Source organism: Streptomyces sp. MCA2 (genome assembly GCF_023544705.1).
In the GTDB taxonomy this organism is placed as follows: domain Bacteria; phylum Actinomycetota; class Actinomycetes; order Streptomycetales; family Streptomycetaceae; genus Streptomyces; species Streptomyces decoyicus.
The window spans coordinates 40,841-52,867 of record NZ_JAMJFM010000029.1; the positions used below are offsets into that span (position 1 = coordinate 40,841).

Sequence of the window (12,027 nt, forward strand, 5' to 3'; positions counted from 1 at the left end):
TCGTCGATGTCGCTCCACGCTGAGGCTCTGACCTGCGCAAACCCTGCTTCGGGCACGGTCGGCGGTCACGATCCGACGGCTCTTCCTGACCCGGGTGTAAGGATCGCGTCAAAGAGTCGGTAGCGTGGCCGGGTGAGTGAGAAGACCCTGCAGCACCGGATTGACGGCCCCGACGACGCCCCCGTACTCGTCCTGGGCGCCGCTCTGGGTACCACATGGCACATGTGGGACCGGCAGATCCCCGAGCTGACCCGCCACTGGCGCGTCATCCGTTTCGACCTGCCCGGACACGGCGGTTCGCCCGCCCACGCGGCGGCCTCCATCGCCGAGCTGGCCGACCGGCTGGTCGCGACCCTCGACGCCCTGGGCGTGGACCGCTTCGGCTACGCCGGCTGCAACATCGGCGGAGCCATCGGCATTCAGCTGGCGCTCACCCGCCCGCGCCAGGTCACCTCGCTGGCCCTGGTGTCCACCTCGGCGCGCTACGGCACCGCCGACGCCTGGCGCCAGCGCGGCGTGGTCATCCGTACGAACGGACTCGACCCGATCGCCCGCACCGCGCCCGAGCACTGGTTCACCCAGGGCTTCGCCGGCGCCCAGCCCGCGATCGTCGAATGGGCCGTCCAGATGGTGCGGACCACCGACCCCGGCTGCTACATCGCCGCCTGTGAGGCGCTGGCGGCCTTCGACGTGCGGTCCTCGCTCGGCCGGGTCGGCGTGCCCACGCTCGTCGTCGTCGGCTCCGAGGACCAGGTCACCCCGACCACGGACGCGCGCACCCTCGTCGCCGGGATACCGGACGCGAGTCTGGCGCTGGTGCCCGGAACCTCGCACCTCGCACCTGTCGAGCAGCCCTCGGCCGTCACCGAACTCCTCATCCGGCACTTCTCCTCGGCCTGGCACGACAAGCCCGGTCCAGGCGGCCAGACCGCCATCGGTGCCGCCGTCCCCAAGCCGCAGATCGCGCCTTCGCCGCCCCCGTTGGCACCCCCGGCCGCCATAGAGTCCGGCCTCGCCCAGCCGGAGCCGGACCGCGGAGCCACCTACGAAGCGGGCATCAAGGTCCGCCGTGAGGTCCTCGGCGACGCCCATGTCGACCGCGTCGAGGCCGCCGCCGATGACTTCACCGGCGATTTCCACGACTTCCTCACCCGCTATGCCTGGGGCGAGACCTGGACCCGTCCGGGCCTCGACCGCCGCACCCGCAGCATCATCACGCTCACCGCGCTGGTCGCCCGCGGCCACCAGGACGAGCTGGCGCTGCACACCCGCGCGGCCCTGCGCAACGGACTCACCCCCACGGAGATCAAGGAAGTACTGCTGCACACCGCCGTCTACTGCGGTGTCCCGGCAGCGAACTCCGCCTTCGCGGTCGCCCAACGGGTGATCCGGGAGGAGACGACGCCGGAGGCGTGAGGGCCGGGGCGGCTGCGGGCCGTGTTTGTGGGCGGTTCGCCCGGGTTTCTCGTGTCGTTGCCGCTTGCCGCTTGCCGCTTGCCGCTTGCCGCTTGCCGCCGGTGCCGCCGTTGCCGTTGTGGGCCTGTGACGCGTCTCCTGGGGGCTTTGGCGCGTACCCCTTTGGTTTTTTCCCCGCCGCCCACCCCCCTTCGGGGGGTGGGCGGGTGTAGTGACGCGGGTGCCCACCCCTGACGGGGCGGGGGAGGCGGTGGGGAGGCGGCGGCGGGGAGGAAGCGGGGAAGGAGCCGGCAGCGGGACGGCGCGGGCGTGCCACGGCAAGATGGGCCCATGGAACTCACCAAGAAGACCCACGCCTGTGTCCGGCTGGAGAAGGACGGGCAGACGCTCGTCATCGACCCCGGAGTCTTCAGCGAGGAGGACGCGGCTGTCGGCGCGGACGCGATTCTGGTCACCCATGAGCACATGGACCACTTCAACGTGGACCGGCTGCGGGCGGGCATGGAAGCCAACCCGGGGGCCGAGATCTGGACGCTGGCCAGCGTCGCCGAGCAGCTCTCGGGCGCGTTCCCCGGCCGGGTGCACACCGTCGGCGAGGGAGACACCTTCACCGCGGCCGGCTTCGATGTGGAGGTGCACGGTCAGCTGCACGCCGTCATCCACCCGGACATCCCGCGCATCACCAATGTCGGCTATCTCATCGACGGCGGCACGGTCTTCCACCCGGGCGACGCCCTCACCGTCCCGGAGGGCCGTACGGTCGACACCCTGCTGCTGCCCGTCCACGCGCCGTGGAACAAGGTCGCCGAGATCATCGACTATGTGCGCGAGGTCGCGCCGCAACGCGCCATCGACATCCACGACAGTCTGCTCCAGGACCACGCCCGCCCGCTCTACGACTCCATGATCGACAAGCTGGGCGGTACCGATCACGGCCGGCTCGCCCCGGGCCACGGCACCGCACTCGGCTGAGGCCTGACTGTCAGTGCCGGGCTGTAGGTTTACAGACATGCGCATCGCGACCTGGAACGTCAATTCGATCACCGCCCGTCTCCCGAGGCTGCTGGCCTGGCTGGAGAGCACCGGCACGGACGTGCTGTGCATCCAGGAGACCAAGTGCACCGCCGAGCAGTTCCCGTACGACGAGCTGCGCGCGCTCGGCTACGAAGCCGCGGTCAACGCCGACGGCAGGTGGAACGGCGTGGCGCTGCTGTCCAAGGTGGGGCTCGACGATGTCGTCATGGGCCTGCCCGGCGGTCCGGACTACGACGGCGTGCAGGAGCCGCGGGCCGTGTCGGCGACCTGCGGCCCGGCCCGGGTCTGGTCGGTGTACGTCCCCAACGGCCGCGAGGTCGGGCATGCGCACTACACCTACAAGCTCGGCTGGTTCGAGGCGTTGAAGACCGCGGTCGCCGAGGACGCGGCGGGCCCCCGCCCGTTCGCGGTCCTCGGCGACTACAACGTCGCACCGGCCGACGAGGACGTCTGGGACCCGTCCGTCTTCGAGGGCGCCACCCACGTCACGCCCGCCGAACGCGCCGCCCTGACGGCCCTGCGCGAGGCGGGCCTGTCGGACGTCGTGCCGCGCCCCCTCAAGTACGACCGTCCGTACACCTACTGGGACTACCGCCAGCTGGCCTTCCCCAAGAACCGCGGTATGCGCATCGACCTGGTCTACGGCAACGAGCCGTTCGCCAAGGCCGTCTCGGACGCCTATGTGGACCGCGAGGAGCGCAAGGGCAAGGGCGCCTCGGACCACGCCCCGGTCGTGGTGGACCTCGACGTCTAGGAGACACCCTCTGCCAGGGCGTGCCCTGCGAGGGAACCCCGTGGGTCTGCCGGCGGCCGGCCCGCGGGGCGGGCACCGGCGCGGGCCTCAGCTCCGCACCGGTACCAGCGCGCTGAGGTCCACCGCGTCGCCGAGCGCCTTCAGGCCCGTGTCGCCGGGGTGGAGGTGGTCGCCGCTGTCGTAGGCGGGCAGCAGCCGTTGGGGCCGCTGCGGATCACGGAGTACGGCGTCGAAGTCCAGGCTCGCATCGAAGACGGTGCGGGCGTGGTCGCGTAGGAAGGCGTTGACGGCCTGCCGGCGGGCCTCCACGGCCGCGGTGCAGTCGGGGTAGCCCTCGCAGGGCGCGACGGTGGCCACCACGACCCGCAGCCCCCGCTCGTGCGCCCGCCGCGCGAGGGCCCGCAGCCCGGCGATGACCTCATCGGCCGAGGTCCCCCAGCGCACATCGTTGATGCCCTCGAACACCACCACCGTCCGTGCCGAGGGCTGGGCCAGCACATCCCGCTCCAGCCGGTGCTGGGCGCTCACCCCGCCGGTGTCGGTGCTGACCCCGTCGCCCTGATAGCGGTCGGTGACGATGCGGTTGGCCGAGATGCCCTGGTTGAGCACGCCGTAGCGCGGCAGCGCGTGCTGCGCCTGGAAGCGGCGGGCCAGCACATCGGGCCAGCGCCGGTTGGTGCCGCTCGTCGACTTCACCCCGTCGGTGATCGAGTCGCCCAGGGCCACGACCGAGCCGGGACCGCCCTCGACATCGACACCCGTCAGGAACGGCCAGCTGGATATCGTCTCCGGGTAGGCCGCGTCCCCGGCGTCCGCGGTGCGGTCCCCGCTGCCCGCGGCGCTCAGATACGACAGCTGGGCCGCCTCCTGATGCACCGGCGCCGCCGTCACCGTCCCCGGCAGATGGATGCTCACCAGCAGATCGGCGTCGGCGGGGACGGTGAAGCCGACGGGATCGCTGAACGCCTCGGCCCCGGCCGCTATACGGGTCCCGGTGCGCCCCTTCCCGAAGGTCAGGGGGACCGGGACGCCGTCCGCCGCCGCCCCCGCGCCGCGCACCGCGATGCTGGCCGCCCCGACCTCCACCGGTGTGGCGGCGAAGGTGTTGGCGATCCGGATCCGTGCCCGGGGGCCGCCCGCGCCGCTGTGCACGACCAGCCGCAGCGTACGGTCGGTCCAGGGCCCGACGGCCCGGTAGCCCGCCGTGCTCGCCGCCCAACTCCCGGTCCTGCCGCGCCCGGTGTCCCGTACGGACACCGCGAACACATGCAGTGCGCCGGACGCCGCGGACGCCTTGGGCAGCACCACCGAGCTCACTTCCCGCCCCGCTCGCAGCGTCACGGTCACCGCGTACAGCCGCGCCGCCCCGGACGACTGACCTTCCGGACCGTTGATATGGGGCAGCGCCACGGCTTTGGTGCTCAGCGGCCCCGACCGCCAGTCGGGCGCGGTGAGTTCGTAGGTGCTGTGCGAGCCGTCGCGGTAGTGCACCGTCCCGGTGCCGGAGGCCGCGCCGCCCGTCCCGGCGACCAGGAAGGTGAGGGCCTCGCCCCGGCCGCGCACCGCCACCGGCTGGCCGTCCGCCACCACATTGTCCGGGGTCCCGGGTGTCGTGCGCGGCAGGCCGAGCCGGGTGCCTTCGAGGGTCAGTACGCTCCCGGGCGACCAGCCGGCCGCCGCCAGGTCCTGCGCGGACAGCGAATGGCCCGCACCGTCGAAGTCGGCCGCCCCGGGACGGGAGTTGTCACTCACCGCCCGGTTGTCGAAGAGCCGCGCCAAGGGCAGCGGGCGGTGCGGCGCGCGTGCCGCGACGGCGGTCGCGGTCCCGGCTCCGGTGGTCGGCAGTGCGGTCGCGGAGAGCAGCAGTGTCAGGGCGGTGCCCCATCGTCGTACACGCATCGGTCCGTATCCCTCCGGGTGGCGTCAACGGGCAGGTGTGAACTGCGTTCCAGGCCGGTCCCGCGAGGGGCGAGAGGTTCCTGGGGATCCAGCAGATCCGATCCGAGCGCCATGAAGGTAGGGAGAGGTTGAGGAGGCGTCAAGGTGACGAACGGGGCACGCTTGAGCCGCGCGCCTGTGGCCGCGACCACAGGTCGGGTGGGACCCTGCACACCATGAACATGTCTTTTCTGGACAAGTGGCGCAAGCGTCAGCATGCACACCGGTCCGTGCCGCTGGCGGAGTCGGTGCGCGCCGACCCCGAAAGCGTCGTCGAGCTGCTGTCCGAGTGCGCGCTGCTGCGGGCCCAGGCGGCCACTGCGGGTGTGGAACTGGACGACTCGGAGCGGTCGTTGGAGGCGCTGGACCAGCTTCAGCCCGTATGGCGGGACGACCCGGAGGTGCTGCCCTGGCTCGGCAACGACGCCGGTCTCTACCTCGGCACGGTGCTGGTCCGCACGGTGCGCGGCGCCGTCTGGCACGTCTGGCCGGACGGGCAGCCGGTGGTCCGGCTGGAGTCCGGACGGGAGATCGATGTGGTCGCCATGGGCCATGAGTGGGCCGATACCGGAGCGCCCGAGCTGTCACAGGTCTATGCCGAGGTCTCCGAGACCTGACTCCGCCCGCGGGGAGCGCGGGGCGAGGGCTCCGCGGCGGCCTCGCGGCAGGTTCGTCGGTAACTCTGATTTATCCGCCCATCTCTATGCATACGTGCGTGTCAGCGAAGAAGCGCCCTATTTGCCCCGGTAGGTTGCGAGCTCTGCGCTGTACGGATGAGAGTGGGCAGGTCTGCATATGGCCGGTGAGGCGCTGATTGAACTGCGCGGGGTCAACAAGCACTACGGAAAGCTGCATGTCCTCCAGGACATCGAGCTCACCGTGGGCCGCGGGGAGGTGGTGGTGGTCATCGGGCCCTCCGGGTCCGGGAAGTCCACCCTGTGCCGGGCCATCAACCGCCTGGAAACCGTCGAGTCGGGCACCATCGAGCTGGACGGCAAGCCGCTGCCCGAAGAGGGCCGTGCGCTGGCCCAGTTGCGGGCCGATGTCGGCATGGTCTTCCAGTCCTTCAATCTCTTCGCGCACAAGACCGTGCTGGACAATCTGATGCTGGCGCCGATGAAGGTCCGGAAGACGAAGAAGGACGAGGCCGCGCGGCGCGCCCGCGAACTCCTGGAGCGGGTAGGGCTCGCCGACCAGGCGGACAAATATCCGGCGCAGCTCTCCGGCGGCCAGCAGCAGCGCGTCGCCATCGCCCGCGCACTCGCCATGGACCCCAAGGCGCTGCTCTTCGACGAGCCGACCTCCGCCCTCGACCCGGAGATGATCAACGAGGTGCTGGAAGTCATGCGGCAGCTCGCCCGGGACGGGATGACGATGGTCGTGGTCACCCACGAGATGGGCTTCGCCCGCTCCGCAGCCAACCGTGTGGTGTTCATGGACGACGGCCGCATCGTCGAGGACCGCACCCCCGAGGAATTCTTCACCGCGCCGCGCAGCGAACGGGCGAAGGACTTCCTCTCCAAGATCCTCAAGCACTGAACGGGGGCGTCGTGATGCCGCACAGCCACTCCTCGCCCCTGCGCCGCGCCCTGCTGGTCCTCGTGGCCCTGGTGCTCGCCGTGCTCGCGCCGGCCCTCGCCGGCTGCGGCCGGGAAGGGAGCCCGCCCGTCAAGGGCCCCGAGGGCAGCAAACTGCCCCACTACCCGGTCGCGAAGAACTTCTCGCTGCCCGAATCCCCGACCTGGGTGAAGGCCGAGCGCCGCGGCCATCTCGTCATCGGCGTCAAGGAGGACCAGCCCTACCTCGGCGAGAAGGACCCGGCCAGCGGCCTGTACACCGGCTTCGACATCGAGATCGCCAAGATGATGTCCGCCGCCCTCGGCTTCCCGCCCCACACGATCGAGTTCAAGACGATCGCCTCCGCCAACCGCGAGACGGCCCTCCAGAACGGCCAGATCGACCTCTACGTCGGCACCTACACCATCAACGACAAGCGCAAGAAGCTGGTGGGCTTCGCCGGCCCCTACTACATGGCCGGGCAGTCGCTGCTGGTGCGCACCGACGAGAACAACATCAAGGGACCACAGGACCTGGCCGGCAAACGGGTCTGCTCGGCGGCCGGTTCGACCCCCTACCAGCGCATCCAGGCCGAGTACCCCAAGGCCGTGCTGGTCGCCTACGACACCTACTCGGTATGTGTCGACAACCTGCTCACCTACCAGGTCGACGCGGTCACCACCGACGACGCGATCCTGCTGGGCTACGCCGCCAAGGTGCCCGACGAGCTGAAGGTGGTCGGCAAGCCCTTCTCCGAGGAGCCGTACGGCATCGGAGTCCCCCGCGGCGACAACGCGCTGCGGCTCGCGCTCGACGACGCCCTTGCCGCGAACGAGAAGAACGGCAACTGGCAGAAGGCGTACGACGCGACGCTCGGCCTGTCCGGAGTGCCCGCCCCCAAGCCGCCCCCGATCGACCGCTACCCGGCGACCTGAGCCGCCAAGGAACGGACCGATGAACGTTCTCCTCGACAACCTCTCCCTCTACGGGGAGGGCCTGCTGGGCACCGTCGAACTCACCGTCTACGCCTCGCTGCTCGCGCTCGTCCTCGGTTTCCTGATGGCCGCGTTCCGGGTGGCGCCGGTCGGCTCACTGCGGGCCTTCGGCACGGTCTGGGTGACGGTGCTGCGCAACACGCCGCTGACGCTGCTGTTCTTCGCCGTGGTGCTGGGCCTGCCGCGCTTCGGCGTCGTCCTGCCCTTCAAGCTGTTCGCCATCCTCGCGCTCGGCTGCTACACCTCCGCCTTCATCTGCGAGGCGGTGCGCTCCGGCATCAACACCGTGCCGGTCGGGCAGGGCGAGGCGGCCCGGAGTCTGGGCATGACCTTCCCGCAGACCCTCGGTGACATCGTGCTCCCGCAGGCCTTCCGGTCCGTCATCCCGCCCATCGGCTCCACGCTGATCGCGCTCGCCAAGAACTCCGCGATCGCCGGCGCCTTCAGCGTCGTCGAACTGCTCGGGGTCTACAAGCCGCTCAACGAGATGGGCTACAGCATCGTCTGGACCTTCGTCTGGATCGCCGTCGGCTATCTGCTCGTGACCCTGACCATCAGCGCGATCTTCAACGTGCTGGAGAAGCGCTTCGGAGTCGCCCGATGACCACCGCCCTCTACGACGTCCCGGGCCCGCGGAGCAGGCAGCGGCACCGGCTCTACGGTGTGGGCTCGACGGTGGTGATCCTCGCTCTGATCGGCTGGATCATCTACCTCCTCCTCGTCAGCGGCCAGTTCAGCGCGGCGAAGTGGACTCCCTTCGCCTACAAGGGAATTCAGGAGCTCCTGCTGCGGGGCCTCGGCAACACCCTGAAGGCCTTCGGTCTCGCCGCGGTGCTGTCACTGGCGCTGGGCGGGGTGCTGGCGACCGGCCGGCTCTCCGAGCACCGGGTCGTGCGCTGGGTGTCCACGCTGCTCGTGGAGTTCTTCCGGGCCATGCCCGTACTGGTCATGATCTTCTTCATCTATGTGGCGCTCAAGGCGGAACCCCTGGTCGCGCTGGTCGCCGGGCTGACCCTCTACAACGGCTCGGTGCTCGCCGAGGTCTTCCGTACCGGCGTCAACTCCGTGGACCGGGGCCAGCGGGAGGCCGCCTACGCCCTGGGCATGGGCAAGACCCAGGTGATGACGCATGTCCTGGTGCCGCAGGCGGTCCGGGCGATGCTCCCGGCGATCATCAGCCAGCTGGTGGTCGCCCTGAAGGACACCTCGCTCGGCTTCCTCATCACCTACGAGGAGTTCCTGCACGCCGGCAAGCTGATCGCCTCCAACCTCGACTACGACCTGCCGTTCATCCCCGTCGTCATGATCATCTCGCCGATCTACATCGGGATGTGCATGCTGCTCTCCTGGCTGGCCAACTGGGTGTCCAAGCGCCAGCGGCGCAACCCCAAGGTCGAGGCCGTCGAGGTGGCCGCCCCGGAACCGGGCACCTTGCTGCCGGGGAGCCACAAGCCGCCGGCGTGAGGGCCGAGGGCGGGAGCCGGGCACCGCACGGGAGGCTTCGGCCCGGCCCGCCCGCGGACGGTGCCTACGCCGGGCGGCGGGCCCAGGCGGAGAGGGTCATCTGGGGGATGTCGATGAAGGCCGGGTCCTTGAGGAGGGTGTGGAACTCCGCCAGGTCGGCTTCCGTGACCAGACCGTCGGCGAGGAGGGTGGGTGCGGCCTGGCTGATGAGCGGGAGCCAGCGGTCCTTGTCGAGTCCGCCCATGTAGCCGGGGTTCGCGGCGAAGGCGACGTCGGACAGACCGCTGCCGGCCAGGAGGGCGGGCAGGCCCCGGACCCAGGTGAGGTCGGCGCCGTGCTCGTGGTACATGCGCTGGTAGGCGTCGAGGATGCGCCGCATCACGGGGAAGGGGGAGGTGGCACCGGGCAGCTGGTAGGGCTCTTCGATGACGAGCCAGCCACCGGGGGAGAGCCAGCGGCTGACCCGCGCGACCATGTCGTCGCGTGCGGCGAGATGGCAGAACAGGTAGCGCGCGTGGATGAGGTCGAAGCTGCCGGGGGCGTAGCCCTCGTCCGTGATGTCGGCTTCCTGGATCTCCAGGTTCGCCGCACGGCCGGCGTCGAGGTGGCGCGTGTCGAGATCGACGCCGACCACGCGTCCGTCCGGGCACCGTCCCGCGAGCCAGTAGGCGATGGAGCCCGCACCGGCGCCCAGCTCCAGGCAGTTCCAGGAGGCTTCGACGGGGAGGCGGTCCAGGACTCCGGTGGTGAACGTGTCGACGCTGCCTTGGATGGACGTCAGGCGGTCCCGCTCACGCCCGGCGTCATTGCTCAACATGCCGCTGGTGTAGGGGGTGCGGGCGGACTGCTGGGTCATGGATTCCTAACTGGTGCGGGAAGGCGACGACTGGGGGGCACGCGGGTCCGGCACCGCGGGACTGGCCTGTGCGGGACCGGCCGGTGCGGGCGGCACGGCGAACGAGCGTACGGCGGGCAGCGCGCGGGCCCGAAGGACGGCCAGCAGGAAGTCGGCCTCACTGCGGAGGCCGTCGTGGGCGGGCCCTCCGGGAGCGAGTTGGTTCGGCCGGGGGGTGGCCGCGGCCTGCTGGGCGTCGAGGGCGGTGCACAGCCAGCAGGCGGTGACCGCAGGCTCGATCTGTTCCCCGGGCAGGTGTTGTGCCCCGATGTGGTGCCGAGCCGCTTCCATCGCCTCGGACGTCACATAGTCGTGCAGCACGAGCAGGGCGTCGCGGATCTCGATGACCTGGCGGTAGAGCCGGAGGCGGATCGTGCGGGGTCCGCCGAGCACCGCACGGACGCGAGGGACCGGCTTGTCCAGAGTGACGTAAGGAACGGCGGCGGTGACCTCGCGCCACAGGGGATGCAGACGCCAGAGGGCGCTCATGTCGCGGGCGGCCCTTTGGATGGTGAGGACCAGGGGCAGACCGACCCCCGCGGTCATCAGCCAGGCCGTGACCCCGATGTTGAGCGGGAACAACGCCCCCAGCCAGTCCGGCCGGGCGAGGAGGAAGGCCAGGACGACACACCAGAACGTGGCGGACGAGGTGAACCCGGCGGCGAGCAGCAGGAGCCCGGTGCGCACGGGCCGGTCGTCGCCGGCCCGGCGCCCGTAGCGCACGCACAGCACGGCGCACGGAATGGTGCCGATGAGGTGGGCCGCGATGAGCAGCCACCAGAACGGGCTGTACCAGGGGACGGCCTGACTGGTGACGCAGCCCGCATCCGGCGAGATGGTGTAGTTGAGCGCGATCAGCGCGGTGATGGTGAGGACCATCGGGCCGTAGACGAGCCAGGGGCGGCGCCGGGACATCGCGGCGAGAACGAAGTCGAGGATGAGCGCCGAACTGAGGACGCCCCAGCCGTTCATGAACAGGCCGCAGCTCTCGGCGAACCGGAAGGCATGGTTCAGTGCCGCGGTGACGGGGTCGAGATAGACGGTGATCGACCCGGCGAGACCGATCGCGGACATCAGCAGCATCTTCTGCTGCCGGGAGCGTCGGGCGGTGGGCAGCCGGAGGGCGATCACCAGCCACAGGGCCAGTGCGCCGGTGAGCTCGACGCGGGTGCCCAGTTCGTAGAGGGAGTTGATGTCCACGCACCTACCTGCGGATTCCTAGGGCGACTTCGAGCGTGCCGCGCACCCCTGGGGACGACGAAGGGGGCAGCATACCCGCGGCCGAGTGGATGAGGCTGGCGACGAGTTCGGCCTCCTGTTCCTGCTCGGAGGTGTAGCTGGTGCGGCCCAGCAGTCGCCTGACCACGTCGGGGCGGAGGTCGGGCAGCAGCGTGGCCAGCGCGCTGTGGTCCTCGTCCTCGCTGGTGCCGTGATCCCACAGGATGTGACCGATCTCGTGGAGAACGATGTGCTCCTGGTGGAACCTGGTGGTCTTCTCCTCGACGAAGATGTGGTCGCAGGATTCGGTGGCGATCCACATGCCGCAGGCGTTCACGGCGGAGCCGATCGCCAGGGTGTGGATCCGGATGGGCCGGCCCCGCCGGACCGACAGCTCGCGGACGAGGGCCTCGACGGAGAAGGGACTGGGCAAGTCGAGCGCGCTGACGAGCGCCTGGCACCGCTTGCGGACCTGCCGTGTGGTCATGGTGTCACCTTGTTTCCGGCGCCTCGGGTCGGCTGTACATCGCTCCCCACCAGTCTGGCGCAGCGCAATGCACACACTGAGGCCGCACGCTGCCAAGGACTGTGACGGCAGCCATCGTCGCCGTTACGCGAGGCGATCTCAAGGGGGGACCGAGGAGCAGGCTGTCGACTCGTCGTCTGCGCTCCCTCCCCCGGCCTGCCTCGACACCACGACATGGCGGAGACCTGGGCGATGGGCCACCGAGCCGTTAAACCCGTTGAAAGGCGCG

12 protein-coding genes are annotated in these 12,027 nt (G+C 70.4%); 8 read left to right on the forward strand and 4 right to left on the reverse strand.

Annotated features, from left to right (window positions below):
* The first annotated feature begins 132 nt into the window (after nt 1-132).
* The 3 genes from pcaC to M8I34_RS23485 all read left to right on the forward strand — a co-directional run bounded on the left by pcaC (nt 133) and on the right by M8I34_RS23485 (nt 3,205).
* Nucleotides 133-1,416 (forward strand): 4-carboxymuconolactone decarboxylase, encoded by a 1,284-nt coding sequence (gene pcaC, locus M8I34_RS23475; RefSeq protein ID WP_250052065.1) that lies wholly within the window; start codon nt 133-135, stop codon nt 1,414-1,416.
* A 330-nt stretch (nt 1,417-1,746) separates the two neighbouring features.
* A complete protein-coding gene (locus M8I34_RS23480; RefSeq protein WP_244417980.1) occupies nt 1,747-2,388 on the forward strand; it encodes an MBL fold metallo-hydrolase in 642 nt (213 codons plus the stop codon).
* A gap of 37 nt (nt 2,389-2,425) precedes the next feature.
* Nucleotides 2,426-3,205 (forward strand): exodeoxyribonuclease III, encoded by a 780-nt coding sequence (locus M8I34_RS23485; protein WP_244417979.1) that lies wholly within the window; start codon nt 2,426-2,428, stop codon nt 3,203-3,205.
* An 87-nt stretch (nt 3,206-3,292) separates the two neighbouring features.
* On the opposite strand, the gene M8I34_RS23490 is transcribed toward M8I34_RS23485, so the two are convergent.
* Entirely contained in the window at nt 3,293-5,104 is a 1,812-nt protein-coding gene (locus M8I34_RS23490; RefSeq protein WP_250052067.1) for an SGNH/GDSL hydrolase family protein, read from the reverse strand.
* 215 nt (nt 5,105-5,319) lie between these two features.
* On the opposite strand from M8I34_RS23490, the gene M8I34_RS23495 reads away from it, so the two are divergent.
* The 5 genes from M8I34_RS23495 (at nt 5,320) to M8I34_RS23515 (ending at nt 9,159) form a co-directional block, all read left to right on the forward strand.
* A complete protein-coding gene (locus M8I34_RS23495; RefSeq protein ID WP_030984131.1) occupies nt 5,320-5,760 on the forward strand; it encodes a DUF6278 family protein in 441 nt (146 codons plus the stop codon).
* Between the two features lie 193 nt (nt 5,761-5,953).
* On the forward strand, nt 5,954-6,682 hold the full coding sequence (locus M8I34_RS23500) for an amino acid ABC transporter ATP-binding protein (protein ID WP_250052190.1): 729 nt from the start codon (nt 5,954-5,956) through the stop codon (nt 6,680-6,682).
* Nucleotides 6,683-6,696: 14 nt separating this feature from the next.
* Nucleotides 6,697-7,635 carry a glutamate ABC transporter substrate-binding protein gene (locus M8I34_RS23505; RefSeq protein ID WP_250052069.1) on the forward strand — a complete coding sequence of 313 codons (939 nt, stop codon included), beginning with the start codon at nt 6,697-6,699 and terminating at the stop codon, nt 7,633-7,635.
* Nucleotides 7,636-7,654: 19 nt separating this feature from the next.
* On the forward strand, nt 7,655-8,299 hold the full coding sequence (locus tag M8I34_RS23510; RefSeq protein WP_250052071.1) for an amino acid ABC transporter permease: 645 nt from the start codon (nt 7,655-7,657) through the stop codon (nt 8,297-8,299).
* Complete coding sequence (locus tag M8I34_RS23515) at nt 8,296-9,159, forward strand: amino acid ABC transporter permease (RefSeq protein ID WP_250052073.1); 864 nt, start codon at nt 8,296-8,298, stop codon at nt 9,157-9,159. Before M8I34_RS23510 ends, M8I34_RS23515 begins: the two co-directional genes overlap by 4 nt.
* A gap of 64 nt (nt 9,160-9,223) precedes the next feature.
* Here M8I34_RS23515 and M8I34_RS23520 read toward each other — a convergent pair whose 3' ends face one another.
* From M8I34_RS23520 to M8I34_RS23530, 3 genes are read right to left on the reverse strand one after another with little or no spacing between them, the layout of a single operon-like run.
* A complete protein-coding gene (locus M8I34_RS23520) occupies nt 9,224-10,015 on the reverse strand; it encodes a trans-aconitate 2-methyltransferase (RefSeq protein ID WP_250052074.1) in 792 nt (263 codons plus the stop codon).
* Nucleotides 10,016-10,021: 6 nt separating this feature from the next.
* Nucleotides 10,022-11,254 carry an MAB_1171c family putative transporter gene (locus M8I34_RS23525; RefSeq protein ID WP_250052076.1) on the reverse strand — a complete coding sequence of 411 codons (1,233 nt, stop codon included), beginning with the start codon at nt 11,252-11,254 and terminating at the stop codon, nt 10,022-10,024.
* Between the two features lie 4 nt (nt 11,255-11,258).
* Nucleotides 11,259-11,759 carry a hypothetical protein gene (locus M8I34_RS23530; RefSeq protein WP_250052078.1) on the reverse strand — a complete coding sequence of 167 codons (501 nt, stop codon included), beginning with the start codon at nt 11,757-11,759 and terminating at the stop codon, nt 11,259-11,261.
* Nucleotides 11,760-12,027: the final 268 nt, after the last annotated feature.